The 25,989-nt window shown below is 67.4% G+C and carries 21 protein-coding genes; 5 read left to right on the forward strand and 16 right to left on the reverse strand.

Features of this window, described 5'->3' with window-relative positions:
• Window positions 1–3,309 (forward strand): efflux RND transporter permease subunit, encoded by a 3,309-nt coding sequence (locus tag HWX25_RS18875; protein ID WP_175909653.1) that lies wholly within the window; start codon window positions 1–3, stop codon window positions 3,307–3,309.
• 114 nt (window positions 3,310–3,423) lie between these two features.
• On the forward strand, window positions 3,424–3,807 hold the full coding sequence (locus HWX25_RS18880; RefSeq protein WP_347879256.1) for a VOC family protein: 384 nt from the start codon (window positions 3,424–3,426) through the stop codon (window positions 3,805–3,807).
• Between the two features lie 84 nt (window positions 3,808–3,891).
• Here the strand turns inward: HWX25_RS18880 and HWX25_RS18885 are convergent, their stop codons facing one another.
• Window positions 3,892–5,364, reverse strand: coding sequence for an NYN domain-containing protein (locus HWX25_RS18885; protein WP_175909656.1), 1,473 nt, complete (start codon window positions 5,362–5,364; stop codon window positions 3,892–3,894).
• A gap of 254 nt (window positions 5,365–5,618) precedes the next feature.
• Here HWX25_RS18885 and HWX25_RS18890 point away from each other — a divergent pair, with 254 nt between their 5' ends.
• A complete protein-coding gene (locus HWX25_RS18890; RefSeq protein ID WP_059815920.1) occupies window positions 5,619–6,248 on the forward strand; it encodes an SDR family oxidoreductase in 630 nt (209 codons plus the stop codon).
• A 93-nt stretch (window positions 6,249–6,341) separates the two neighbouring features.
• On the opposite strand, the gene HWX25_RS18895 is transcribed toward HWX25_RS18890, so the two are convergent.
• A complete protein-coding gene (locus HWX25_RS18895) occupies window positions 6,342–6,893 on the reverse strand; it encodes a peroxiredoxin (RefSeq protein WP_059523629.1) in 552 nt (183 codons plus the stop codon).
• Window positions 6,894–7,172: 279 nt separating this feature from the next.
• Here HWX25_RS18895 and cdpA point away from each other — a divergent pair, with 279 nt between their 5' ends.
• Both cdpA and HWX25_RS18905 read left to right on the forward strand, forming a co-directional pair.
• Window positions 7,173–8,912, forward strand: coding sequence for a sensor domain-containing phosphodiesterase (gene cdpA, locus HWX25_RS18900; RefSeq protein ID WP_208456631.1), 1,740 nt, complete (start codon window positions 7,173–7,175; stop codon window positions 8,910–8,912).
• A gap of 27 nt (window positions 8,913–8,939) precedes the next feature.
• Window positions 8,940–10,451 (forward strand): HDOD domain-containing protein, encoded by a 1,512-nt coding sequence (locus HWX25_RS18905; RefSeq protein ID WP_175909660.1) that lies wholly within the window; start codon window positions 8,940–8,942, stop codon window positions 10,449–10,451.
• Window positions 10,452–10,521: 70 nt separating this feature from the next.
• On the opposite strand, the gene HWX25_RS18910 is transcribed toward HWX25_RS18905, so the two are convergent.
• The 14 genes from HWX25_RS18910 to hpnK all read right to left on the reverse strand — a co-directional run bounded on the left by HWX25_RS18910 (window position 10,522) and on the right by hpnK (window position 25,988).
• Window positions 10,522–11,316, reverse strand: a complete 795-nt coding sequence (locus tag HWX25_RS18910; protein ID WP_059467138.1) for an ABC transporter substrate-binding protein — start codon at window positions 11,314–11,316, stop codon at window positions 10,522–10,524.
• 355 nt (window positions 11,317–11,671) lie between these two features.
• Window positions 11,672–12,721, reverse strand: coding sequence for a succinylglutamate desuccinylase (astE, locus tag HWX25_RS18915; protein WP_175909718.1), 1,050 nt, complete (start codon window positions 12,719–12,721; stop codon window positions 11,672–11,674).
• Window positions 12,722–12,728: 7 nt separating this feature from the next.
• Complete coding sequence (gene astB, locus HWX25_RS18920) at window positions 12,729–14,069, reverse strand: N-succinylarginine dihydrolase (RefSeq protein ID WP_059815932.1); 1,341 nt, start codon at window positions 14,067–14,069, stop codon at window positions 12,729–12,731.
• 14 nt (window positions 14,070–14,083) lie between these two features.
• On the reverse strand, window positions 14,084–15,547 hold the full coding sequence (gene astD, locus HWX25_RS18925; RefSeq protein WP_175909662.1) for a succinylglutamate-semialdehyde dehydrogenase: 1,464 nt from the start codon (window positions 15,545–15,547) through the stop codon (window positions 14,084–14,086).
• 7 nt (window positions 15,548–15,554) lie between these two features.
• A complete protein-coding gene (gene astA / locus HWX25_RS18930) occupies window positions 15,555–16,601 on the reverse strand; it encodes an arginine N-succinyltransferase (RefSeq protein WP_175909664.1) in 1,047 nt (348 codons plus the stop codon).
• Complete coding sequence (aruF, locus tag HWX25_RS18935) at window positions 16,598–17,665, reverse strand: arginine/ornithine succinyltransferase subunit alpha (protein WP_175909666.1); 1,068 nt, start codon at window positions 17,663–17,665, stop codon at window positions 16,598–16,600. Before aruF ends, astA begins: the two co-directional genes overlap by 4 nt.
• A 30-nt stretch (window positions 17,666–17,695) precedes the next feature.
• A complete protein-coding gene (locus HWX25_RS18940) occupies window positions 17,696–18,928 on the reverse strand; it encodes an aspartate aminotransferase family protein (RefSeq protein ID WP_175909668.1) in 1,233 nt (410 codons plus the stop codon).
• 941 nt (window positions 18,929–19,869) lie between these two features.
• A complete protein-coding gene (locus HWX25_RS18945; RefSeq protein WP_059815947.1) occupies window positions 19,870–20,913 on the reverse strand; it encodes a GlxA family transcriptional regulator in 1,044 nt (347 codons plus the stop codon).
• Between the two features lie 21 nt (window positions 20,914–20,934).
• Window positions 20,935–21,735, reverse strand: a complete 801-nt coding sequence (locus tag HWX25_RS18950; protein ID WP_175909670.1) for an ATP-binding cassette domain-containing protein — start codon at window positions 21,733–21,735, stop codon at window positions 20,935–20,937.
• 21 nt (window positions 21,736–21,756) lie between these two features.
• Window positions 21,757–22,470, reverse strand: coding sequence for an ABC transporter permease (locus tag HWX25_RS18955; protein WP_059447650.1), 714 nt, complete (start codon window positions 22,468–22,470; stop codon window positions 21,757–21,759).
• Entirely contained in the window at window positions 22,467–23,156 is a 690-nt protein-coding gene (gene hisQ / locus HWX25_RS18960; RefSeq protein ID WP_059523652.1) for a histidine ABC transporter permease HisQ, read from the reverse strand. The genes HWX25_RS18955 and hisQ overlap by 4 nt, the downstream gene beginning before the upstream one ends.
• Before the next feature lie 265 nt (window positions 23,157–23,421).
• Window positions 23,422–23,979 (reverse strand): hypothetical protein, encoded by a 558-nt coding sequence (locus HWX25_RS18965; RefSeq protein WP_059815955.1) that lies wholly within the window; start codon window positions 23,977–23,979, stop codon window positions 23,422–23,424.
• A gap of 87 nt (window positions 23,980–24,066) precedes the next feature.
• Entirely contained in the window at window positions 24,067–25,107 is a 1,041-nt protein-coding gene (locus HWX25_RS18970) for a lysylphosphatidylglycerol synthase domain-containing protein (protein WP_175909672.1), read from the reverse strand.
• Entirely contained in the window at window positions 25,104–25,988 is an 885-nt protein-coding gene (hpnK, locus tag HWX25_RS18975) for a hopanoid biosynthesis-associated protein HpnK (RefSeq protein WP_175909674.1), read from the reverse strand. The genes HWX25_RS18970 and hpnK overlap by 4 nt, the downstream gene beginning before the upstream one ends.
• Between the last annotated feature and the right edge of the window lies 1 nt (window position 25,989).

The following is a 25,989-nucleotide window of genomic DNA, read 5'->3' on the forward strand; positions in this document are numbered from 1 at the left end:
ATGAACCTGTCGCGCCCCTTCATCACCCGCCCCGTCGCGACGACGCTGCTCGCGCTCGGCGTCGCGCTCGCGGGCCTGTTCGCGTTCATCAAGCTGCCGGTGTCGCCGCTGCCCCAGGTCGACTTCCCGACCATCTCGGTGCAGGCGTCGCTGCCCGGCGCGAGCCCCGAGACGGTCGCGACCAGCGTGACGAGCCCACTTGAGCGGCACCTCGGCTCGATCGCCGACGTCAGCGAAATGACGTCGACCAGCACCGTCGGCAACGCGCGGATCATCCTGCAGTTCGGGCTGAACCGCGACATCGACGGCGCCGCGCGCGACGTGCAGGCCGCGATCAACGCGGCGCGCGCCGACCTGCCCGCGTCGCTGAAGAGCAACCCGACGTACCGCAAGGTCAACCCGGCCGATTCGCCGATCATGGTCGTGTCGCTCACATCGGAAACGTCGTCGCCCGCGAAGCTGTACGACGCCGCGTCGACGGTGCTGCAGCAGTCGCTGTCGCAGATCGACGGCGTCGGCCAGGTGTCGGTGAGCGGTTCCGCGAACCCGGCCGTGCGCGTCGAGCTCGAGCCTCACGCGCTGTTCCACTACGGAATCGGCCTCGAGGACGTGCGGGCCGCGCTCGCGTCCGCGAACGCGAACAGCCCGAAGGGTGCGATCGAATTCGGCCCGAAGCACTACCAGCTCTATACGAACGACCAGGCCTCGCAGGCGTCGCAGTACAGCGACCTGGTCGTCGCCTACCGCAACGGCGCGGCCGTGCGGCTGTCCGACCTGTCCGAGGTCGTCGACGGCGTCGAGGATCTGCGCAACCTGGGCCTGTCGAACGGCAAGCGCGCGGTGCTCGTGATCCTCTACCGCTCGCCCGGCGCGAACATCATCGAGACGATCGACCGCGTGCGCGCGGCGCTGCCGCAACTCACGGCGTCGCTGCCGGCCGACATCACGGTGACGCCGGTGCTCGACCGTTCGACGACGATCCGCGCGTCGCTGAAGGACACCGAGCACACGCTGCTGATCGCGGTGAGCCTGGTCGTGATGGTCGTGTTCCTGTTCCTGCGCAACTGGCGCGCGACGCTGATTCCGAGCGTCGCGGTGCCGATCTCGATCATCGGCACGTTCGGCGCGATGTACCTGCTGGGCTTCTCGATCGACAACCTGTCGCTGATGGCGCTGATCGTCGCGACCGGCTTCGTCGTCGACGATGCGATCGTCGTGCTCGAGAACATCACGCGCCACATCGAGAACGGCAAGCCGCGGCTGCAGGCTGCGTTCGACGGCGCGCGCGAGGTCGGCTTCACCGTGCTGTCGATGAGCATATCGCTCGTCGCGGTGTTCCTGCCGATCCTGCTGATGGGCGGCATCGTCGGGCGCCTGTTCCGCGAATTCGCGTTGACGCTGTCGCTCGCGATCGGCGTGTCGCTCGCCGTCTCGCTGACCGTCACGCCGATGATGTGCGCGCGGCTGCTGCGCGAGTCGCACGAGGTGCAGGAGGAAGGCCGCCTCGGCCGGTTCCTCGAGCGCTTCTTCACGCGGATGCAGCGCGGCTACGAGCGCACGCTGTCGTGGGCGCTGCGCCGTCCGCTGCTGGTCCTGCTGATCCTGTTCGCGACGATCGGCCTGAACGTCTACCTGTACATCATCGTGCCGAAGGGCTTCTTCCCGCAGCAGGACACCGGGTTGATGATCGGCGGCATCCAGGCCGACCAGTCGACGTCGTTCCAGGCGATGAAGCTGAAGTTCTCCGAAATGATGCGGATCGTGCAGGCCAACCCGAACGTGAAGAGCGTCGCGGGCTTCACCGGCGGCACGCAGACCAACTCCGGCTTCATGTTCGTCACGCTGAAGGACCGCACCGAGCGCAAGCTGTCGGCCGATCAGGTGATCCAGCAGCTGCGCAAGCCGCTCGCGGACGTCGCGGGTGCGCGCACGTTCCTGCAGGCCGCGCAGGACATCCGCGTCGGCGGCCGGCAGAGCAATGCGCAGTACCAGTTCACGCTGCTCGGCGATTCGAGCGCCGAGCTGTACAAGTGGGGCCCGCTGCTGACCGAGGCGCTGCAAAAGCGCGCCGAGCTGACCGACGTGAACTCCGACCAGCAGCAAGGCGGCCTCGAGGCGATGGTGACGATCGACCGTGCGACCGCCGCGCGGCTCGGCATCAAGCCCGCACAGATCGACAACACGCTGTACGACGCGTTCGGCCAGCGCCAGGTCTCGACGATCTACAACCCGCTGAACCAGTACCACGTCGTGATGGAAGTCGCGCCGAAATACTGGCAGAGCCCGGAGATGCTGAACCAGGTGTGGATCAGCACGTCGGGCGGCAGCGCGAACGGCTCGCAGACGACCAACGCCGCGGCCGGCACCTTCGTCGCGACCTCGGCCGGCACGTCGAGCGCCGGGACGGCCGCCACCAGCGCCGCGGCGATCGCGTCCGATTCGGCGCGCAACCAGGCGCTGAACTCGATCGCGTCGAGCGGCAAGTCGAGCGCGTCGTCGGGCGCGGCGGTGTCGACGTCGAAGTCGACGATGATCCCGCTGTCCGCGATCGCGACCTTCGGCCCGAGCACGACGCCGCTGTCGGTCAACCACCAGGGGCTGTTCGTCGCGACGACGATCTCGTTCAACCTGCCGCCGGGCGTGTCGCTGTCGGAGGCGACCCAGGTGATCTACCAGACGATGGCGCAGATCGGCGTGCCGCCGACGATCGTCGGCAGCTTCCAGGGCACCGCGCAGGCGTTCCAGCAGTCGCTGAACAACCAGCCGATCCTGATCCTCGCGGCACTCCTGGCGGTCTACATCGTGCTCGGGATCCTGTACGAGAGCTACATCCACCCGATCACCATCCTGTCGACGCTGCCGTCGGCCGGCGTCGGCGCCCTGCTCGCGCTGCTGCTGTTCAAGACCGAGTTCAGCATCATCGCGCTGATCGGCGTGATCCTGCTGATCGGTATCGTGAAGAAGAACGCGATCATGATGGTCGACTTCGCGATCGACCAGACGCGCAACGGCAACAAGTCGTCGTTCGATGCGATCCACGAGGCGTGCCTGCTGCGCTTCCGGCCGATCATGATGACGACGATGGCGGCGCTCCTCGGCGCGCTGCCGCTCGCGTTCGGCAGCGGTGACGGCGCCGAGCTGCGTGCGCCGCTCGGGATCGCGATCGCCGGCGGCCTGATCATGTCGCAGGTGCTGACGCTATACACGACGCCGGTCGTCTATCTATACATGGACCGGTTCCGCGTGTGGGGCGAAAAGCGCCGCAACCGCCGGAGCAACCCGGGCGGACCAGCGGTGGCGGGCGAGTAAGCGGGTAACGGGCACGCGGCCGCATCGGGCGGCCGCTTGACGGGCTTGCACGCCGGCCGCGATCGGCTATCGTGTGTCCATGCCCACCCTCGCGCCCCTTCCCGGGGACCCGCCATGAACGTCCAGCTGAACCATACGATCGTCTGGTGCCGCGACAAGCACGCGTCGAGCCGCTTCCTCACCGAGCTTCTGGAACTCCCGGCGCCGACGCCGTTCGGCGCGATGCTGGTCGTCCAGCTCGACAACGGCGTGTCGCTCGACTTCTACGAAAAAGAGGGAGACATCACGGCCCAGCATTACGCTTTCCTGACCGACGAGGCCGGCTTCGATCGCGTGTTCGCGCGCATTCGCGAGCGCGGGCTACCGCACTGGGCCGATCCTGCGAAACGGCATCCCGGCGACATCTACCGCCACAACGGCGGGCGCGGTGTGTACTTCGACGATCCGGACGGTCACTTCCTCGAAGTGATGACGCAGCCATACGTGCTGAACAGATAGCGGAACGCGTCGGCCGGCATTGCACCGGCCGACGCGGCGACGCGGGCGGCGCCCCCGATCGGACGCCGCCCCGCCGTGACGCCGTTACTCGGCGGCGGCTGCCGTCTTGCGCGGGCGACGCGCGCGGGTCGCCGTCTTGCGGGCCGGCTTCTTCGGCTTGGCGCCGGGTGCCGCTTCGACAGCCGCTTCACCGGTCGATTCGGCAGCCGGTGCTGCTTCGTGTTGCGGCTGCGCGGCCGCCGTCGAGGCACCGTGCTCGCCGGCCGTCGGCGCCGCATGCTGCGCCGCGACGTGGCGATCCTCACCGTGCTCCGCGTCGCGATGAGGCGCTTCGGCATGTTTCTCGCTGCCGTGCTTGGCGCCGCCGTGCGCAGCCTCGTCCGGCTTAGCCGCCGCGTGACGGCCGGCGCCCTTCGCTTCGCCACCCTTCTTCGCGCCGGTCTTCTTCGCCGCGCTCTTGCGCGCGCGCTTGCGGCCGTCCTTCGCGTCGCCGTGCGCCTCGGCTGCTTCATTCGCTTCAGCCGTCGCGGCCGGCACGTGCGCCGCGTCGCTCACGACGTCGACGAGGTCCGCCTCTTCGGCATCGACCTGCACGCTTTCGTGAACGGCCGCTTCCGCACGCTGCCCGCGATGCCGCGGCTCACGCTCGGCCGTTGCAGCCTCGCCGTGGCGCCCGCCGTGACCGTGCTGCGCGCCACCCGTTTCACGCGCCGCCATCGGCTCGGCCGCCGTGGCGGACTGGCGCGGCCGCGACACGAACGCGCCCGACTTGTCGTCGCGCCCCACCTCGAGCAGGCCGCGCGCCTGCGCTTCGTCGAGCAGGTTGCCGAACGCACGGAAGCCGTAATACGACTCGTTGAAATCCGGCTTGCGGCGCTTGATCGCGCTCTTGAGCACCGACGCCCAGATCTTGCCGACGTCGTCGCGCTCCGATGCCAGCGCGTCGAACGTCTCGACCGCGAGCGCGATCGCCTCGCTCCGGCGCACTTCCAGCTCCGGCTTGCGCGACGGCTCGTCGGCGCGCTTCGCGCCGCCGTTGCCCGTGCGCTGCTGTTCGCGCTTCGCCAGCGCGCGCTGCTGCTCGCGCACCAGGTCGTCGTAGAAAATGAATTCGTCGCAGTTCGCGACCAGCAGGTCCGAGGTCGACTTCTTCACGCCGACGCCGATCACCTTCTTCGCGTTCTCGCGCAGCTTCGACACGAGCGGCGAGAAATCCGAGTCGCCGCTGATGATCACGAACGTATCGACGTGCGACTTCGTGTAGCAGAGGTCGAGCGCGTCCACGACGAGCCGGATGTCGGCCGAATTCTTGCCGGACTGGCGCACGTGCGGAATCTCGATCAGTTCGAAGCTCGCCTCGTGCATCGACGCCTTGAAGCCCTTGTAGCGCTCCCAGTCGCAATACGCCTTCTTCACGACGATGCTGCCTTTCAGCAGCAGCCGCTCCAGCACGGGCTTGATGTCGAATTTCTCGTACTTCGCGTCGCGCACGCCGAGCGCGACGTTCTCGAAGTCGCAGAACACGGCCATGCTGACGTTGTCCAGGGGTAATGCCATGTGTACTCCAACCGGTTGGTCGCCGCGTTGTATTGCGTAGCGGCGAAAAATGCATCGCGCACATGATAGCCGGTCGGCGGGTCGATTCCGCCATCCATGCGCGCGACCGCGCGGATAACGGGGTGCCGCGCCGGCCGTTACGGAGCGGTACAGCCCCAATTACCCGCGCGCCGCCTCCCCAAATCGACATACACTTGAGTATCGGTCGTCCGTCCCTATCTGGGAGGATGACGCATCGCGCAAGGAGCGGTTTCATGACGACGAAGGTATTGCTGATTGGCGCGACCGGCCGCACGGGTCGAGCCTGCGCGGATCTGCTGCTCGAGCAGCCGGAATTCGAGGTGACTGCGCTGGTGCGCCGGCACGGCTATGCGCTGCCGGGCGCGAAGGTCGTCGAGGCCGATCTGACGGGCGATTTCTCGCACGCGTTCCAGGGCATCACGCACGTGATCTACGCGGCCGGCTCGGCGGAATCGGAAGGCGCCGCCGAAGAGGAGCAGATCGACCGCGACGCGGTCGCGCGCACGGCCGAGCATGCGCTCGCCTACAACGTGCAGAAGCTGGTCGTGATCAGTTCGCTGAGCGCGTACTGGCCGGAGCGCAGCGGCGACGCGCTGCGCCACTATTCGCGGATGAAGCGCGAAGGCGACGACCGCGTGATCGCATCGGGCATCGACTACGTGATCCTGCGCCCCGGCCCGCTCGCGGACGGCCCGGGCGTCGGCAAGATCGCGCTGACCGAGGAGCCGCTCGACCCTGCGCCGCCGGTGTCACGCCAGGATGTCGCATGGGCCGCGATCGAGGCGATCAAGCTCGGCATTTCGCGCAAGGTCATCGGCTTCGTCGGCGGCAGCGTGCCGATCGAACAGGCATTGCGCGCGTAACGCACGCCTGCGCCGCCCGCCCGGGCGGCGCGTTTTCGTCGTGCCGGCGGCCCGCGATGCGGGCCGCTTTACTGTGCGCTTGCTGACTGCCGCTTACTGCTTCGGATGCGCGTCAGCCCACGCCTTCACCGCGCCGAGGGTGTTCTCGACGTGCTTGTCGGGCGACAGGCTCGTGTATTCGTACAGCACCTTCCCCTCCGGCGAAATCACGTAGGACACGCGGTTCGCACGATCGAGCGCGGGCAGCTTCGCGTCGTATTCGCGGATGATCTTCGCGTCAGGATCGGCCGCGACCGGGAACTTGCTGCGGCACTCGCTCACCGAGAACTTCGTCAGCGTGTCGATGTTGTCCGCGGATACGCCGATCACCGTCGCGCCGTAAGCCTTGTAACGATCGACGGCATCCGCGAACGCATGCGCCTCGATGGTGCAACCCTTCGTGAACGCGGCCGGGTAGAAGTACAGCACGACCGGCCCGTGCTTCAACGCATCGGCCAGCGAGTACGTGTAAGTCTTGCCGCCCAGCGACGCCTGCGTCGTGAAGTCGGGCGCCGCGTCGCCCGGCTTCAGTTGCGCCTGCGCGACCAGCGCATGGCCGGCCACCAGCAGCGCCGCCGCGCCGCCCACCAACAGTTTTCGCTTCATCTGCGTCCTCATTTCTTATAAAGTCAGCCTCGATGTAGGCCATACCGGCGTTCGCCTGTCGAACGCCGGTGTGCACGACCCGGCCCGGCGGCAGCGCCAGCCGCGGCCGGCCGGTTAAAGATTCCGCGCAGTCTGCCGTTATTCCTTCCGGACAGCCGGTTCCAGCCCTTCACGTCAGCGAGATACATGGAAGCCAACAGGAAACAGACGCCACGCAAGGGCTCCTGGCGCAATGCCTTGCATACGCTGCGCCGCTTCGCCTGGTCGGGCGGCGCGCTGATGCCTGCGCGCGCCGGTGCGCCGCGCCGCGACGACACCGTGCGCAACTGGCTGGAACAGACGGTCGGCACGGTGGATTTCCTCGCCCATGTCGATCGCGAGCTGCGCTTTCTGTACGTGTCCGACGCGAGCCTGCGCTTCATCGGTTATCACCGCGACTACCTGCACACGCTGACGCTGCGCGACCTGATCGCGGAACAGGATACCGCGGTGCTCGAAGGCCTGCTTGCGCGCGCCGCGCGTTCCGGCCAGGTCGAGAAGGCGACGATGTGCATCGTCAAGTCGCTCACCTACCCGCTCGACGTCGAGATCCGCGCGTTCAAAAGCCGCCACCACGGCGTCGACGGCTTCGCGATCGCGGCCTTCGACGTGTCGGCCTGGCGCGCGCTCGAGGCGCGCCTGACGTACGAGATGCACCACGATCCGATGACGGGGCTCGACAATCTGTCCGCGCTCGTGCCCGCGCTGATGCGCGCGCAGCAGGCCGCCGACGAAAGCGGCACCTGCGCGGCGCTGCTGCTGCTCGACCTCGACGACTACCAGCGCATCAACCGCGCGCTCGGCTACGACGCCGGCGACACGCTGCTGCGCGACACCGCGCAGCGGCTGCAGGCGCTCGTCGCACCCGGCGAACAGCTCGCGCGCGTCGCGAGCGACAAGTTCGCGATCGTGTTCACCGCGCCGGACCGCACGCGCGCGAGCAATGCCGCCGACGCGCTCGCGCGCCGGCTGCAGGCCGCGGTGCGCGAACCTTACGCGTATCAGGGGCAGACCGTCCACTTGTCCGCGAGCATCGGCATCGCGCTGTACCCGGACGAGCGCGCCGCGCCCCATCGCGCCCAGCATCACAGCCCGCTGCTGCGCCGCGCCGACCATGCGCTCGCGCAGGCAAAGGCGTCCGGCGGCAATGCGCTCGCGTTCCATGAACCGGTCGACGATCCGGCCGACGCGGAACGGCTGAAGCTCGAGGCCGACCTGTACGACGGCGTGCGCAACGGCGAGTTTTCGCTGCACTTCCAGCCGATCACGCGCAGCCAGTCGGGGACGGTGGACGGCGTGGAGGCGCTGATCCGCTGGCGCCATCCGGTGCACGGCCTCGTGCCCCCGGCGACCTTCATTCCGCTCGCCGAATCGATCGGCCTCATCAACTATCTCGGCAACTGGGTGCTCAAGGCCGCGTGCATGCAGCTCGTCGCCTGGGATCGCCAGGGGCTCGCGCTGCAGTACGTGGCGGTCAACGTGTCGCCGCAGCAGTTCCGCGACCCGCGCTTCACGCAAAGCGTGCGCGAGGCGATCGCGCTGACGGGCATCGACCCGCGCCGCATCGTGCTGGAAATCACCGAAAGCCTGCTGATGCACGACCCCGTGCAGGCGAAGGGGCTGCTGGAGGAGCTGACCGCGCTCGGCATCCGCTTCGCGATCGACGATTTCGGTACCGGCTATTCGAGCCTTGCGTATCTGCAGCGCTTCCCGCTCGCGAAGCTGAAGATCGACCGCAGTTTCGTCGAGAACCTGCTGACGTCGCGCAACGATCGCGCGATCGTGTCGGCGGTGGTCGGCCTCGCGCAAACGCTCGATCTCGAGCTCGTCGCGGAAGGCGTCGAGACCGAGGCACAGCGCGAGCTGCTGACCGAGATGGGCTGCAACCACATCCAGGGCTGGCTCGTCTGTCAGGCGCTGCCGTCCGAGGAGCTCGCGCGGCGCTTCGAGGCGCAGCAGTTGCGCCTGCACGCCGCCTGACGCGCGCGGCGAACCGGATAGATCCGTATGTCAATCACCGCACACCTGCCCCGCACGGCGCTGCTCGACAAGCTGTGGGCCCGGATGAACGAACGGGGCGACTTCCCGCTGCTGTCGGAGTCGCTGCGCGCGACGATGGCCGCGATGAAGAACGACGATCTCGACTTCACCGCGCTCGTGCGCGTCGTGCTGTCGGATTTCGCGCTCACGCAGAAAGTCCTGCGGCTCGCCAATTCCGCGATGTACATGGCGTTCGGCGGCAACATCACGACCGTCACGCGGGCGCTGATGGTGCTCGGCATGGACACCGTCGGCCATCTCGTCGTCGGACTCAAGCTGGTCGACCATTTCCACCACAGCACCCCGCGCCGCATCGACGCGAAGCTCGAGCTGAACCGCGCGCTGCTGTCCGGCTGCGTCGCCCGCAAGCTGACCGAGCATGCCGAGTTGCGCGGCGGCGAGGAAGCCGTCGTCTGCACGCTGATGCGTCAGGTCGGCAAGCTGCTGGTGGTCTGCTATCTCGACAGCGAATGGGACCGGATCCGGCGTCGTGCCGCCGAGCTGAACGGCGACGAAGCGGCCGCGTGCGTCGACGTGCTGGGCGTCGGCTTCGACGAAATCGGTCTCGAGGCCGCCGCGAGCTGGCGGCTGCCCGACGTGATCCGCGCGGGCATGGCCGACGGCGACGGCGGCAGCGCACACGCGGCCAGCGCCGACGAGGACGACATCGACGAAGACCGCCAGCGGCCCCGCGACGCCTGCGCCGACGACAGCCCCGAGCGCGTGCGCTGGCTGCGCGCGGTGAGCCGCTGCTCGACCGACGTCGCCGGTGCGCTCGCGATGCCCGCGGGCCCGCAGCGCGATGCGCATATCGCAGTGCTCGCGCAGCACTACGAGCAGGAACTGGACATCGACGCCGGCGCGCTGGTGGAAATCGCCGACCGACTCGCACGCGAGGAAGCGAGCGACACCGTGATGCGCGAGATCGTCGAGCTGCGCGCGAACGCCGACGCGATCGCGCGGGCGCAGCCCGAGCCCGAGGCATGCCTCGAAGCCGGTCTCGCTGACCTGCGCGCGCTGCCGTCCGAGCATGTGTTGACGCCGGTGCTCGCGCTCGCGTCGGAAAGCCTGCTGGCGGGCCTCGCGTTCACGCGCACCGTGATGTTCGTGCGCCGTGAAGACGGCGCGTTCGCCGCGCGGCTCGGCTTCGGCCCGGACGTCGACGCGGCGCTCGACCGCCTGTGCTTCGACGAGCGCTTCGAGCCGGACGTGTTCCATCTCGCGATCACGAACTCGGTCGGCATCTTCATCGAGCAAGCGCAGGACCCGAAGATGGTGAAGCGCCTGCCCGCGTGGTATCTCGATGCGCTTCCCGACACGCGCGCGTTCGTGCTGCTGCCGGTGCGCGTCGGCACGAAGACCGTCGGCCTGCTGTACGGCGACTGGGCCGGTGCGCAGCCGGCGCGCAAGATCACGCAGCAGGAGATGAGCGTGCTCAACGAGCTCGCGCGCGAACTGGGGCGGTTCTTCCCCGCGTAACGCAAGCGGCGCCCCAAAAGCAAACCGGCCGCGAAAGCGGCCGGCTGCATGGTGCGACGGATCGAAGCGCTTACTTGAGCGTGACCGGCACGCTGAAGTACTTCTTCGCGAGGTTGTCGATCGTGCCGTCGGCCTTCAGTTCCTTCAGCGCCTGATCGAGCGCCGTCTTCAGCGCCGCGTCGTTCTTGCGCAGGCCGAAACCGACGCCCGAGCCGAGGATCTCCGCATCGCTGACCGTGCCGCCGGCGAAGCCGAAGCCCTGGCCTTGCGGCTTCGACAGGAAGCCCTTCGAGCCCGCTTCCGAATCCTGGAACGTCGCGTCGAGACGGCCCGACTTCAGGTCGGCGTAGGCCAGGTCTTGCGTCTGGTACGGCACGACATCGACGCCGGCCGGCGCCCACTTCTTCTTCGCGTACGCTTCCTGGATCGTGCCCTGCAGCACGCCGACGCGCTTGCCCTTCAGCGCTTGCGGGGTCGGCAGCAGGCCGCTGCCCTGCTTCGCGATCAGCTGGTTCGGAATCGTGTAGATCGGATCGGTGAACGCGATCGCGTGCTTGCGCTGGTCGGTGATCGTCATGTCCGAGTTGATCGCATCGAACTTGCGCGCCTGCAGCGCGGGGATCAGGCCGTCGAAGTCGTTCTCGACCCACACGCACTTCGTCTTCAGCTTCGCGCACACCGCGTTGCCGATGTCGATGTCGAAGCCGGTCAGCTTGCCGTCGGGCGTCTTGTATTCGAACGGCGCGTACGAGGCCTCGACGCCGAACCGGATCTCCTTCAGATCCGCAGCCATCGCGCTGCCTGCCGCCACGGCCGATGCCGCCACTACCGCGTGCGCGGCCACTTTACGCCAATCCAACTTCATCAGGTGTTCTCCTCGATACTCGAATGTTCCGGAACTACGGGCACATGCATCATTGCAGGGTCGGATGACAACGACAATGCCGATGCCGTACCTTGATGCGGCGCAACAGCCGCAAGGCCGCGATTGTACCAATCCGCGCGGCCTGATACGGCAAAGCGGCCGCCGGCACACGATGCTGCACTGCATGCGCGATGACGGCCGGATGCGCCGTCGAACTTGCAAGACGATGTCGCAAATACGCAAGGCGCGACGCGCGGGCCGTCTGCGCGGCATGCGTGCGTCGACGCAATTCGGGGATGCTGCGGGACGATGCGCGGGCGACGGATCACCGTAACCGCGCGCAACCGTTTTTTTGTCAGACGAGTGCGGCGAGCGTCTCGCGCGTCGTGTCGACGACGAGCAGGCCCGCGCGCAAACCCGGCTTCACGGTCGGATTCGGAAACACGATGCGCTCCTCGTCGTGCTGCACCGTGTAGCGATAGTCGCCGTCCTGCGCGAGCACGGTGCCGCGCGCGAACGCGGTGAAGTTCGCGACGTCGGCCGCGACGAACAATTCGAGCGCGTCGCTCTGCTTCGTGATCTGGTCGATCACGGTGAACACGCGCGGCAACGGCGGATGGTCGACGTCGCGCGACGGATGGCCGCCCCACGCGCCCGAGACGAGCTTGCGCACCGCGCGGTCCGCCGGCGCGAAGCGCGACAGATCGTTCTGGCCGAACGGCCGCACCTTGCCGAGTTCGAGCGTGCATGCGAGCGTGCCGCAATGCTCGGCCGTGTAATGCGAATACGTATTGCCCTTCGCGGTATGCAGCAGCACGGCCGCGATGCGCGCATCGCCGAGCCATTCGATCATCGCGCGGGTCGGCGGCGTGCCCGTGTGCGGCAGCAGCGCGAACTGCTCGAACACCGATGCGCGGATCGCCGTGTGCATGTCGACGTGCCAGCGCGCGCCGCCCGCCGGCGCGGCCGCGAAGAACGCGGCGGCCGCCGCTTCAAGCTGCGCCGCGCGCGGCGCTTCGCGACTCGCGGGCACTTGCGTGTGGCGGCCGCTGAACAGGCGGTTCAGGTCGTCGTCGAGATAGCGTTCGCCCGCGCGCATCGCCGGCACGTTGCCGAGCACGACGAGCAATCGGCACGCGAGCGGCAGCGTGGCCGCCGCGAGATCGCGCACGAGCATCGACAGCAGCTCGATCGGCGCGGTCTCGTCGCCATGCACGCCGGCCGACACGAGCACGCTCGCCGCGTCGCCGGCCCCGTCGGCCAACGCCGGCTCGAGCTGGAGCAGCCCGTCGCCGAGCCATTGCCAGCGCACCGCACTGTCCGCGCACGTGCCGTCCTTCACGGCCGGCGCGTCGCCCGCGAGCGTGAACGCGAGGAAGTCGTCGAGCAGCGCGGCGGCCGGCATGCGGGACTCAGCGCTGGAAGTCATACAGCGACCCGACACGCAGGATCTGCGTGAGCTCGTCGAGCGCCGTGCGCGATTCGTCGAGCAGCGTCGGATCGGCGAGGTCTTCCGGGGCGAGACGATCGCGGTAATGCTTTTCGATCCACGCGTCGAGCGATGCGAACAGCGTGTCGTTGATCCACACGTTTGACGTGACGGCCGCACGCTCGGCTTCGTTCAGCACGACGCGCAGGCGCAGGCACGCGGGGCCGCCGCCGTTCTTCATGCTTTCGCGCAGGTCGAACACCAGCACGTCGCGGATCGGGCCGTTGCCGGCCGCAAGCTGATCCAGATAGGCGGCGACGTTCGCGTTCTCGCGGCATTCCTGCGGCACGACGAGCACCTGCGAGCCGTCCGCGCGCGACAGCAGCTGGCTGTTGAACAGATACGACGTCACCGCGTCGTTCACGCTCACGGCCGCTTCGGGCACCTCGATCACGTTCAGCCGCGCGCCGCGCGCGTCGAGCGTGGCCGTCAGCGTGTCGTAGATCGCCTGCTTGTTGACGAACGCACGCTCGTGCGTGAACAGCGTGTCGCGGTTGCCCACCGAGATCACGTCGTTGTGGAACACGCCTGCATCGATCACGTCCGGATCCTGCTGCGCATAGACCGTCGCCGTTTCGGCGAGACCGTGGCGATGCGCGACCGCGCGGCTCGCCTCGAAGGTCTGGCGAGCCGGGAAGCGCTTCGGCTCCGGGCCGCGGCGGTATTCCGCGCGGCCGTACACGAAGAACTCGACGCCCGGCTGGCCGTATTCCGCGCAAAAGCGCGTATGGTTCGCGGCTCCCTCGTCACCGAGTGCCGGCGTGCCCGTCAGCGCCTCGTGCACCGCGAAGTGCGCGGGATCGGCGAACAGCGTCGACAGCGTGCGGCGCGTCGCCTCGTGCTCGATCGCGCGATGCAGCTTGCTGCACAGGTTGGCCGGCGTGAAGTGCACGCGGCCGTCGCTCGTGTCGGCCGACGGGCTGACGGTCGCCGCATTCGCGGTCCACATCGCCGACGCCGAGCTCGCCGCGGCGAGCAATTCGGGCGCCTGCTTCGCGGCCTTCGCGATCACGTCCGCGTCCTTGCCGGAGAAGCCGAGCTCGCGCAACAGGCGCAGCGACGGACGCTCCTGCGGCGGCAGCACGCCTTGCGCGAAACCGAGATCCGCGAGCTGCTTCATCTTGCGCAGCCCCTGCTTCGCGGCGGCCTTCGGGTTCGCGGCCGACTTCTCGTTGTTGAGCGACGCCACGTTGCCGAACGACAGCCCGGCGTAGTTGTGGGTCGGGCCGACGAGTCCGTCGAAATTGGCTTCTTGTGCGTTCATCGTCGTTCCCTCGATCAGAAATGCAGGCCCGGCGACAGGCTCGCGGGCAAGGTCAATTCGGTGCTTTCCACCGACGCCATCGGATACGCGCAATAGTCGGCCGCGTAGTACGCGCTCGGCCGATGGTTGCCCGAGCGGCCCGTGCCGCCGAACGGCGCGGCCGACGATGCGCCGTTGGTCGGGCGGTTCCAGTTGACGATCCCCGCACGGATCGTGCGGCGGAAGTGGTCCCATGCGTGCGCGTCGTCGGCCAGCAGGCCGGCGGACAGGCCGAACGCCGTGTCGTTCGCGCGCTCGATCGCTTCGTCGAACGTCGCGTAGCGAACGATCTGCGCGAGCGGGCCGAAGTGCTCTTCATCGGGCAGGTGCGCCACGCCGGTCACGTCGATGATCGACGCGTTCACGAAACCCAGGCGCGGATCGCGCTGCGTCATCGCGATGATCGGCTTCGCGCCCTGCTCGACCAGCCGCGACTGCGCGTCGACGAGCTTCGCGGCCGCGCGGGCCGAGATCACCGCGCCCATGAACGGCTGCGGATCGGCGTCGAACACGTCGGCCGTGATCTTCGACGTGACGTCGGCGAAACGTGCGAGGAAGCGGTCGCCGAACGCGCCCTGCGGCACGAAGATGCGGCGTGCGCACGTGCAGCGCTGGCCGGCCGACAGGAACGCCGACTGGATCGTGTGATGCACGGCCGCGTCGATGTCCTCGACTTCGCCGATCACGAGCGGGTTGTTGCCGCCCATCTCGAGCGCGAGCACGATTTCCGGACGGCCGCCGAACTGCTTGTGCAGCAGCGTGCCGGTGTCCGAGCTGCCGGTGAAGAACAGCCCGTCGATCTGCCGATGATTCGCGAGCGCGATGCCCGTGTCCTTCTCGCCCTGCACGAGGTTCAGCACGCCAGCCGGCAGCCCGGCTTCCTGCCACACCTCGACCGTCGCGCGCGCGACGCCCGGCGCGAGCTCCGACGGCTTGAACACGACCGTGTTGCCCGCGATCAGCGCCGGCACGATATGGCCATTCGGCAAGTGGCCGGGGAAGTTGTACGGGCCGAACACCGCAACGACGCCATGCGGACGATGGCGCAGCACTGCGACGCCGTCGGCCATGTCCTGGCGCTTCTCGCCGGTGCGTTCCTGATAGGCCTGGATCGAGATGCCGACCTTCGCGGCCATCGCCGCGACTTCGGTGCGCGCTTCCCACAGCGGCTTGCCCGTCTCGCGGCCGATCGCGGTGGCGATCGCTTCCTTGTGCTCGGTGAGCAGCGCCGCGAAGCGCTTGACGATCGCGCAGCGCGATTCGAAATCGAGTGCCGACCAGCCGGCGAATGCGCGACGCGCGCTCGCGACCGCACGGTCGACGTCGGCCGCCGATGCGCTGCCGCCCTGCCATGCGATCGCATCGGTGCCCGGGTTGCGCGAAGCGAAGACGGGGCCCGAGCCTGCGACCCAGGCGCCGTCGATGAAGAGTTCCGTCATGATTCGTTTATCCCTGTTTGACTTTGAGCGGCAGCACGCGAACCGGATCGCCGGCCTTCACGTCGAGCGCGGCGGCATCGTCGGCCGACAGCACGAACGCGCCATTCGCGACCACGCCCGGCGCGACGCCGACGCGGAAATCGCCGAGCGACGTATTCGACACGAGCGACTTCGGCGAATGGCCGCCCGGCGCATCGGCTCCGACGTCCGGCTCGCCGATCGCGACCGGCACGACGACGCTTTCGCGCACCGTGCGCAGGTCGTTGACGTGGCATTCGAGCACCGGGCCCGCGTCGAAGATGTCGACGTGATTCTGGTAGCGCAGCCCTTCCGCCTCGAGCATCTTGCGGGCCGGCAGCGTGTCGCGGTGCGTGAGGCCGACCGCGTCCTGCGCGTCCTGCGGCAGCAGGTCGACGTACACCGGATAGCGCGGCATCAGTTCCGCGAGGAACGACTTGCGGCCGTGCGAGCTGAGGTAGTCGGCCGCATTGAAATCGATCTGGTAGAAGTGCGAACCGACCGCGCGCCAGAACGGCGACGTGCCGTCGTCGTCGAAGTGGCCGCGAAGCTCCGCGCAGATGCGTTCCGGAAAGCGGTCGCGGAACTGCGCGATGAACATGAAGCGCGAGCGCGACAGCAGGCCGCCGACGCCGCCCGTGCGATAGCGCGGGCTCAGGAACAGCGAGCACACTTCCGCATAGCCCGTCAGGTCGTGCGAGATGTTCAGCGCGTGCATCCGCGTCCACACGCCGAGCTCCTGGCTCGCATGCACGACCGTGCTCACGCGATAGTTGTAGAACGGCTGCTCGAGGCCGACCTGCGACTCGATTCCGCACACGCCGGCGATGTCGCCCGTCTTCGATTCTTCCATCACGAAGAAGTAGCCGGCTTCGCCCGGCGCCGCCTCGCCGTCGAGCGTGCGGCGCGTGCGTTCGATGCGCGCGGCGAGCGCGTCGCGATCGGGCTTGAACGTGGTCAGGCCCGGCCCGGTTTCCTTCGCGAGCGATACGAGCGCGTCGACGTCGCCCGTTTGTACGACCCGAACGACGATCATGCTGCGTCTCCCTTCATGTCTTCATCGTCGCGGCGGTGCAGCGGCACGCAACGCACGACGTCACCCTCCTTCACATCGAGCGCCGCGCGCACGTCGCCGGCCAGCGGCGCATCGGCGCCCCGCGCGTCGGCCGTGTCGCCCGGCAGGTCGGCCAGCACGCAGCGGAACGAGTCGCCGCTGCCGGTCGACACCATGTATGCGACGTCGCCCTGCTGGTGCGCGGCCTCGCGCACGACGCGCTCCGCACCATGCTTCACGCACGCGGTGCGGTCGACCTGCGCGGTCAACACCGGGCCCGCGTCGAAGATGTCGACGAAGCGGTCCGGCTCGAAGCCTTCCTCGAGATGGATGTCATACGCGAGCAGCGCCGATTCGTTCGGCTCGCCGAGCACGCGCTGCGCGGCTTCCGGCAGCAGCGGCACGTAAAGCGGATACGCCGGCATCACTTCCGCGATGAACGTGCGGCTGCGGCCGCCCGACGCGATGTCGACGTCGGTGAAGTTGCGGCCGAAGAACTTGCGGCCCACCGCTTCCCAGAACGGCGATGCGCCCGTGCCGTCGCTCACGCCGAGCAGCAGCGTGAATACTTCCGGCGTGAAGCGGCGGCGGTTCGCGGCGATGTACATCATCCGCGCGCGCGAGATCAGGTGCGCGGCCGCGTCGCCGCGCAGCGACGGATCGACGTAGAAGCCGGCCAGCCGGCTCTTGCCGGTCAGCTCGTGCGACATCGTGAGCGCGTGGATCTTGCGGTTCACGTGCAGCTCGCGCGACGCGTGGATCAGTGCGTCGTTGCGGAACGCGTAGAACGGTTCCGAGTAGCCGGCCGCGGCCACGATGCTCGCCGTGCCGAGCAGCTTGCCCGTCGACGAATCCTCGAGCACGAAGAGGTAGAACTCCTCGCCGGCGAAATCGACGTCCGCGCGAAACGAATCCTCGGAGAGCGCCACGCGCGCTTCGAGCGCCGCGCGATCGTGCGGCAGCGAGTGCAGGACCGGCTGCGCGGTGCGCGCCATGTGCGTGAGCGCATCGAGATCCGTGAGTTTGCCGGGGCGAACAAATAGCATCGTCGTTCCTGTCTGCGATGGGTGCGCCGATCAGCGCGCGGTGGCTTCCTGGGCCGCGAGCACCTGCTCGACCGCCTTCTCGAAGCGCTTCACGCCTTCGTCGAGCAGGTCGAACGGGATCACGAGCGACGGGACGAAGCGCAGCACGTTCGGGCCGGCGATCAGCATGATCAGGCCGTTCTCGGCGGCGGCGGTGACGAAGTCCTTCGCGCGGCCGTCGAATGCGGCGGTGAGTTCCGCGCCGACCAGCAGGCCCTTGCCGCGGATGTCCTTGAAGATGCCGAAGCGTGCGTTGATGCGTTCCAGCGCGCCCTTCAGTCGCACGCTGCGTTCGCGCACGCCTTCGAGGAGTGCCGGGTCGCCGATCAGTTCGACGACCTTGTCCGCGATCGCCGACGCGAGCGGGTTGCCGCCGTACGTCGTGCCGTGCACGCCGACCTTGAAGTGCGCGGCCAGTTCGTTTGTCGTCAGCATCGCGCCGATCGGGAACCCGTTGCCGAGCGCCTTCGCGGTCGTGAGGATGTCCGGCGTGACGCCCGTGTCCATGTACGCGTAGAACTGGCCCGTGCGGCCGACGCCCGTTTGCACTTCGTCGAAGATCAGCAGTGCGTCGTTGGCGTCGCAGGCTTCGCGCAGTGCCTTCAGGAAGGCCGGATCGGCCGGGATCACGCCGCCTTCGCCCTGCACCGGCTCGACGATCACCGCGCAGGTTTGCGGGCCGATCGCGGCCTTGGCGGCTTCGATGTCGTTGAACGGCAGGTGCTTGATGCCTTCAGGCACCGGGCCGAAGCCTTCCGAGTATTTCGGCTGGCCGCCGACGCTGACCGTGAAGAACGTGCGGCCGTGGAACGACTGGACGAACGACACGATTTCGTATTTGTCGGCGCCGTGGCGGTCGAATGCGACGCGGCGTGCGAGCTTCAGGGCGGCTTCGTTCGCTTCGGCGCCCGAGTTCGCGAAGAACGCGCGGTCGGCGAAGGTCAGCGATTCGAGGCGCTTCGCGAGGCGCAGCACCGGCTCGTTCGTGTAACCGTTGCCGATGTGCCAGAGCTTGCGGCCTTGTTCGTCCAGAACCTTCAGCAGTTCCGGGTGGCCGTGGCCCAGCGACGTCACCGCGATGCCGCAGGCGAAATCCACGTATTCGCGGCCGGCCGTGTCCCACACACGCGAGCCCTCTGCACGGTCCGGCACGAACGGCGCGGGGGAGAATACCGGCACCATCACTTCGTCGAATGTCTGGCGGGTCACGGTCGAGGTCGTCATGGTCGTTCCTTTCGGTTTCGTAAGAGGGTTCAACAGGATCAAGTTTAGGTAAGGGTGGCGCAAGCGTCTTGCGGATTTGCGACGGGTTCTATCGGAAGCGGATGGTTCGCCGTATTTTGCCCTTTCGGCGGGGGTGGTTTTTTTTGTGGGCTTTATTTGGGGTCGTTTGGTGGTGCGCGGTTTGTTGGCGTGAAGCACCTGAGGTCGTGTCGGTCTATTAGCGTCGCCCCTGCGCGGGGCGGCGGTTACTTTTCTTTGTCTTGCCAAAGAAAAGTAACCAAAAGAAAGGCGCTCGGATAACGCATGACTTCCCGGTGCCGTGGCCATCCAAGTGGCCCTCGCCTAAGTGTCCGCGCCAGGCGGGAACCCGGAGTGGTTCGAGCAATGGGTCTGACATCACTCGCCACCCCACGGAGCGGTATACCGCCCGCTGGCTCCATCCTCGCTTCGCTCGGCTGCAAGGTTCTTCAGCCGCAATTCATGAGCGCGCGCGTCATCAGGAACGCCCACTGATCAGTTCGCCGAATCAGTGAGGCTCCGCTGCATAGCGACGACAAATTCGATTTATTGGATCGATGTGCTACCCACCACGATTCTGGAAAACATTCGTCCAACCGCGTTGAAAAGGCGATGGGTGGACCTGTCGGCCGAGCGAAGCGAGGACGGAGCCAGCGGGCGGTATACCGCTCCGTGGGGATGGCGAGTGATGTCAGACCCATTGCTCGAACCACTCCGGGTTCCCGCCTGGCGCGGACGCTTAGGCGAGGGCCACTTTGATGGCTATGGCACCGGGAGGTCATGCGTTATCCGAGCGCCTTTCTTTTGGTTACTTTTCTTTGGCAAGACAAAGAAAAGTAACCGCCGCCCCGCGCAGGGGCGACGCTAATAGACCGACACGATCCCAGGTGCTTCACACCAACAAACCGCGCACCGCAAAAACCTCAATCCTTGGCACCACGCTCGACCAGCGCCCCCCCACGAGGCTCACTGCCCCCGCCGGTCTGCTTCTCGAGCCACGCTCGCCGATCTTCCCGAGGCGTCACACCAAACCGCTCGCGATAAGCGTTGGAAAAATGCGCAGCCGAAGAAAACCCGCAAGCGAGACTGACCTGAACCACCGACTTGCTGGTCCGCTGCAACTGGGTCCTGGCCTTGAGCAACCGGAGATTGAGGTAATACTTCGAGGGCATCGCCCCGAGATACTGGCGAAAAAGCCTTTCGAGCTGCCGCCGGGAAACGCCCACGAGCCCAGCGATCTCATCGGTCGTCAAGGGATCCTCGACATTGGCTTCCATCAACAGCAACGCATCGTTCAGCCGAGGATGCCGCTCGCCCGGCGCGGTCACGAAAGGAATCCGCTGCCGCTCCTCGCCGCTGCGCAGCGTGCCGGCCCCGAGCGCATCGGCAATGCGCTCACCCAGATCCGCCCCGTGTTCCCGGCCGATCATGGCCAGCATGAAATCGACGGTCGCCTGCCCGCCCGCACACGTCGCCCGATCGCGATCGATCTCGAAGATCTGCTGCGTGACGATCGACCGCTCGAACTGCTCGGCGAACTGCTGATACGTCTCCCAGTTCACGCTCACGCGATATCCGGAAAGCTGCCCGGCCATCGCGAGCCACCACACGCCGTGGTGAATCCCGGTCACAACCGGCGTGCGCTGCCCGACCCGCGCGAGACTCGCGAGAAACAACCGATAGTCCGCAAACTGCTGAAACCGCTCCGACACGACGATCAGCCAGTCGCAAGCAATCGCATCGTTGAACGCCGCATCGGCATGCCACTGCGCACCGCCGGCGAGCGGCACCGGCCGCCCGTCCCACGAACACACCTGCCAGCGATACAGCAAGCGCCCGTCGATCTCGTTCGCGAGATGCAACGCATCGACGATCGGACCCACACCCGACATCGACACGGGCGGCAATGCAACGATCGCCACCTGCGTCGTGCGGGTGGCGCCTGCGGGACGAGACACCGGTACCACGTATGAAACCCGCCTTTCGCGTTACTTGAGACTGCCCGACAGGAACTGCTTCAGGCGCTCGCTCTGCGGACGCACCAGCACCTCCTTCGGATCGCCCTCTTCCTCGGTCCGCCCCTGATGCAGGAACATCACGTGGTTCGACACGTTGCGCGCGAAACCCATCTCGTGCGTGACGACGATCATCGTGCGGCCTTCCTCGGCCAGCTTCTGCATCACCTTCAGCACTTCGCCGACCAGTTCCGGGTCGAGCGCCGAGGTCGGCTCGTCGAACAGCATGACGTCCGGATGCATCGCCAGCGCGCGCGCGATCGCGACACGCTGCTGCTGCCCGCCCGACAGATGCGACGGATACTGCTTCTCGACGCGCGGCGGCAAACCGACCTTCTCCAGGTACTCGCGCGCACGCTCCTCGGCTTCCTTCTTCGAAATGCCGAGCACGTGCAGCGGCGCTTCCATCACGTTCTCGAGCACGTTCATGTGCGCCCACAGATTGAAGTGCTGGAACACCATCGCGAGCTTCGTGCGGATGCGCTGCAACTGCTTGTGATCGGCAACCTCGAGCGCGCCAGAGCGGTCGGTCTTCGTGCGCACGGCCTCGCCGTCGACGACGATCTGCCCCGCATTCGGCCGCTCGAGAAAATTGATGCAGCGCAGGAACGTGCTCTTGCCCGAACCGCTCGCGCCGATGATGCTGATGACGTCGCCCGCCTTCGCGTTCAGCGACACGCCCTTGAGCACCTCGTTATCGCCGTAGCGCTTGTGAATGTCGACGGCGGCAAGCTTGACGGAAGCGGACGCGCTCGTTTGAGTGATCTCGGCCAACTGGCTCTCCTCGAAGTGAAATCAATGACGGCCGGCCGCGAGATACGCGAGCCAGTGGCGCTCCGCCCGGCGAAATGCCGCGACGAGTGCGAACGATACCGCAAGATAGATCAGCGCGGCGATTCCGAACGACTGGAACGCCATGTAGGTCGCGGAATTGGCGTCGCGCGCGACCTTCAGGATGTCGGGCACGGTCGCCGTGAACGCGACGGTGGTCGCATGCAGCATCAGGATCACCTCGTTGCTGTACAGCGGCAGCGCGCGGCGCAGCGCCGACGGCAGGATCACCCGGCGGTACATCGTGAACGGCGACATTCCGTACGCACGTGCCGCCTCGACCTCGCCGTGCGGAATCGCGCGAATCGCGCCGGCGAAGATCTCGGTCGTGTACGCGCAGGTGTTCAGCGCGAACGCGAGAATCGCGCAATTGAAGCCGCTGCGGAAAAACGCGTCGAGCAGCGAGTGCGACCGCACGAACTCGAGGCTGTACATGCCCGTGTACATCAGCAGCAGCTGCACGTAGAGCGGCGTGCCGCGGAACACGTACGTGTAGAACCGCACCGGCATCGACAGCCATTTCTTCTTCGACACGCGCGCGACCGCGAGCGGCACCGCGCACACGAAGCCGAGCGAAATCGACGCGACGAGCAGCCACAGCGTCACCGCAAGGCCGGAGAGGCGCTGGCCGTCCCAGTAAAGGAACGCCTGGCCGAATTCCTGGAGGATCTCGATCATAGTTCTGCGTGCCGCACGCCCATGGAATAACGCTTCTCGAGCTGGATCAGCACGAGGTTGGAAACGGTCGTGATCGCGAGGTAGATCAGCGCCGCGACGAGGATGAAGAAGAACATGTTGAACGTGCTCTTGCCGGCGTCCTGCGCGGCCTTCACGACGTCCGCGAGACCGATGATCGACACCAGCGCGGTCGCCTTCACGAGCACCTGCCAGTTGTTGCCGATGCCGGGCAGCGCGAAACGCATCATCTGCGGAAACATGATCCGCACGAACACGCGCATCCCGCTCATCCCGTACGCCGCGCCGGCCTCGAGCTGGCCGCGCGGCACCGACAGGAACGCCCCGCGGAACGTCTCGGTGAAGTACGCGCCGTAGATGAAGCCGAGCGTCAGCACGCCGGCGACGAACGGGTCGATGTCGATCTGGTCCCAGCCGACGAGGTCGGTGAACTGGTTCAGCCAGATCTGGATGCTGTAGAACAGCAGCAGCATCAGGACGAGATCGGGCACCGAGCGGATCAGCGTCGTATAACCGGTCGCGATCGCTCGAAGCACCCGGTTGTGCGACAGCTTCGCCACCGCGCCGATCAGCCCCAGCGCCACCGCAGCGGCGAGCGACAGCACCGACAGCTCGATGGTCTGCACGGTGCCGGCCCAGAGGACAGGACCAAAGCCGTAAAGGAACACGCGCGTCTCCAGTGTTGATATGAACACCGGCACGCATACCTTCCCGCGCCGGGCTGACGCGGATAGTCGCAAGCGAAATTGATTGCCTCAAATCACCGTGCATGCGATTGCTGCGTCGCAGCAATTCGTCGCACCATTTGCAGGCAAGGCCTACGCCACTGTTTCAAAAGGAAAAAAGCCGCTTCCTGACAGTCGGATGACATGCAGGGAAGCGGACTTTTTGCAATTTTCCGGTCGCTTTTTCGATATAGCGCCGCGGGTGGTCTCACCGCCCCTTCAGGATGTCGGAGCGCGAAGTCGTATAGACAAGCCCGTCCGGGCCGAAATGAACGTTGAAGAATGCGTCGGTGTTTACGCCGTCCTCGAGCCACCGCCAGCTCCACACGATCTCGGGCTTCAGCGGGTACTGCGCGATGTCGCCCGGCTTGCCGAGCAGGCGCCGCACCTCGTCCTCGGTCATCCCCGGACGCACCTTCGCGAAGTTCTCGGCGGTCAGCACCTGCGTCGCGCCCGTGTAGTGCCCGCTCGCGTCGAGGTCGACGAACCAGGTCTGGTTGCCCATCGGGCCGCGCGGATATTCGAGACGCTTCGAGCCGTCGGTGAACGCGCGCTCGGTCTCGGGCTTGCCCATCGTGGCGCGCACGTCGGCTTCGGTCGATACGCCGGCCTTCAACCCCTTGAGCAGCAGCGGCGCCGGCTTGATCGCGTTGAAAAAGTCCCTGATACGTTGCACGTCGAGATTGCCTTGCTTGTCGTCGCAGCCGGTCAACGCCAGCGCGGCGGCCAGCATCGTCACGGGAAGCAGCCGGAAACGGAAAATCATCGGAAGGAATGCGCGTCGAGAAAACACGCGGCAAGGATACCCGTGCAACGCCAAAAGCGCGAGACGGGCGCGCGGCCCGTCTCGTGTTCACTGCATCGTTTCGGTTTGCACCTCGGCCTCGCGGCGTGCCTGCGGGGTGCGCGCCCCGGCTGGCGTCGCCTTGATCCGGCGGCGCGTGCGCACCAGTTCGGCCAGCTGCCACGAACCGAGCGCCAGGCAGCCGAACAGCACCTCGCGGCCGCGCTTGACCAGCGCGAGCGACAGCGCCGTCTCGCGATCGACGCCGAACATCTGCGCGAGCAGCACGACGGTCGCCTCCTGCACGCCGAGGCCGCCCGGCACCATGAACGCCGCATGCCGCACGGCCTGCGTCATCGCCTCGATCGCGATCGCGCCGCCGATCGATACCGGATGGCCGAGCAGTGCGAGCGCCCAGTAGATTTCGAGCGCGCCGAGCACGTAGCCGGACAACTGCCAGAAGAACGCGCTGAACAGCAGCGCCGTGCGCGACATCAGCGCGTCGATGTCGCCATCGAGACGGCGGCCGTCGACGCCCTGCAGCAACCGGTGCGAATCGCCGAGCAGACGCCCCGCGAACCGCTCGATCGCATGGAAGATCCCACCGCGACGCATCAGCACGACGCCGAGCACCGGCAGCGGCAGCGTCAGCAGCAGCGCGAGGCCGATCGTGCCGCCGCCCATGTCGTGCGTCGTCGCGAGCAGCAGCACGAGGCCGAGCGCGGCGAATGCATACTGGACGACGATCGTCACCAGCACCTCGACGATCACCGACGCGGTCACGCGGCTCGCGTCGGGCACCTGCCAGCGGGCCATCCGGATCCCGACCAGCTCGCCGCCGATCCCGACCACCGGCAGCAGCCGGTTCACGGCTTCGCGCACGGTCGCGACCCACCACAGGAACGACAGCGACGCGCGCCGGTCGAGCAGCTGGTGCCACGCGTACGCGTCGAGCAGCAACGGCAGCGCGTGGAACGGCACGAGCCACAGCAGCGCGAAACCGGCACGCTCGAGCATCTGCGTCACGTCGCCGATACCTTCGTGCAAACCGAGCGCGAGCAGGATCCCGATGCCGATCGGCCAGCCGAGCCATTTGATCCACCTGGTCATGACGGCTGCGCCCCCGCTTCGCGCGACGCTCGCGTGCCGCACCGCGCCGCCGGCTGGCCGAACACGTCGGCAAAACCGCCGGTCGCGACGCCCGCGGCCTTCAGCGCGGCCGCCACGCGCGGCGACAGCAGCGCGTCCAGTTCGTCGACCGGGCGGTAATCGGCCATCGTCGGCGTGATCGGGCCGTCGCCCGCTTCCGCCGGATGACAGTAGATCTCGCCGACGCCGGGCGGCAGCGCCGCGAGCGCGTCGAGCAGCACGGCCTCGTCCATCGCGCCCGTATGCTCGATCCCGACCACATAGTCGTTATGCGCGAGCCCCGCGCGGTCGAGCCGCGCGCGCACCAGCGCGATCCACGGCTTGAGCAGCGCGGGCGCGCGCGTTTCGTACGGCAGCCGCACCGCGCGCAGCCCGTAGTCGCGGCCGATCTCGATGATCATCGACAGCACGGTCGGATGCAGGTGGAAATGCTTGTGCGCGTTCACGTGGTCGAGCGGCAGGCCGCTCGCCGCGAACGCATCGAACTGCGCGCGGATCTCGCGGCGCAGCTGCGCACGCACGTGCGGCAGGAAGAAGAAGCGGCAGCCGTCCTTCGCCATCGCATCGCCGAACCGCCCGTCGGGGCCGACGAGCGAGGGAATTTCATGCGCGGGCAGCGTGGCCGGCCCGTCCGCGAGAACGAGGTGCAGGCCAACCGCGAGCGACGGCAGCCGCCGCGCGCGTTCGATCGCATCCTGCGCCGCGGGCGCACCGACCATCAGGCTCGCGGCGTTCAGCACGCCGTCGCGATGCGCGCGCTCGACCGCCGCGTTGACGCGCGGGTGCAGCCCGAAGTCGTCCGCGGTGAAGATCAGCGCCCGCGCCGCCCGCTGCGTCGTCACG

It is taken from the genome of Burkholderia sp. BCC1640, assembly GCF_902833125.1.
Lineage (GTDB): Bacteria > Pseudomonadota > Gammaproteobacteria > Burkholderiales > Burkholderiaceae > Burkholderia > Burkholderia diffusa.

Coding starts and splice junctions, on each gene's coding strand:
- HWX25_RS18875 (WP_175909653.1), top strand. CDS start 1: ATGAACCTGTCGCGCCCCTTCATCACCCGCCCCGTCGCGACGACGCTG.
- aruF (WP_175909666.1), bottom strand. CDS start 17,665: ATGCTATTTGTTCGCCCCGGCAAACTCACGGATCTCGATGCGCTCACG.
- astA (WP_175909664.1), bottom strand. CDS start 16,601: ATGATCGTCGTTCGGGTCGTACAAACGGGCGACGTCGACGCGCTCGTA.
- HWX25_RS18910 (WP_059467138.1), bottom strand. CDS start 11,316: ATGAAGTTGGATTGGCGTAAAGTGGCCGCGCACGCGGTAGTGGCGGCA.
- HWX25_RS18940 (WP_175909668.1), bottom strand. CDS start 18,928: ATGACGACCTCGACCGTGACCCGCCAGACATTCGACGAAGTGATGGTG.
- HWX25_RS18880 (WP_347879256.1), top strand. CDS start 3,424: ATGAACGTCCAGCTGAACCATACGATCGTCTGGTGCCGCGACAAGCAC.
- astE (WP_175909718.1), bottom strand. CDS start 12,721: ATGCCGGCCGCCGCGCTGCTCGACGACTTCCTCGCGTTCACGCTCGCG.
- HWX25_RS18965 (WP_059815955.1), bottom strand. CDS start 23,979: ATGATTTTCCGTTTCCGGCTGCTTCCCGTGACGATGCTGGCCGCCGCG.
- HWX25_RS18895 (WP_059523629.1), bottom strand. CDS start 6,893: ATGAAGCGAAAACTGTTGGTGGGCGGCGCGGCGGCGCTGCTGGTGGCC.
- HWX25_RS18970 (WP_175909672.1), bottom strand. CDS start 25,107: ATGACCAGGTGGATCAAATGGCTCGGCTGGCCGATCGGCATCGGGATC.
- astD (WP_175909662.1), bottom strand. CDS start 15,547: ATGACGGAACTCTTCATCGACGGCGCCTGGGTCGCAGGCTCGGGCCCC.
- HWX25_RS18905 (WP_175909660.1), top strand. CDS start 8,940: ATGTCAATCACCGCACACCTGCCCCGCACGGCGCTGCTCGACAAGCTG.
- HWX25_RS18885 (WP_175909656.1), bottom strand. CDS start 5,364: ATGGCATTACCCCTGGACAACGTCAGCATGGCCGTGTTCTGCGACTTC.
- HWX25_RS18955 (WP_059447650.1), bottom strand. CDS start 22,470: ATGATCGAGATCCTCCAGGAATTCGGCCAGGCGTTCCTTTACTGGGAC.
- cdpA (WP_208456631.1), top strand. CDS start 7,173: ATGCCTGCGCGCGCCGGTGCGCCGCGCCGCGACGACACCGTGCGCAAC.
- HWX25_RS18890 (WP_059815920.1), top strand. CDS start 5,619: ATGACGACGAAGGTATTGCTGATTGGCGCGACCGGCCGCACGGGTCGA.
- astB (WP_059815932.1), bottom strand. CDS start 14,069: ATGAACGCACAAGAAGCCAATTTCGACGGACTCGTCGGCCCGACCCAC.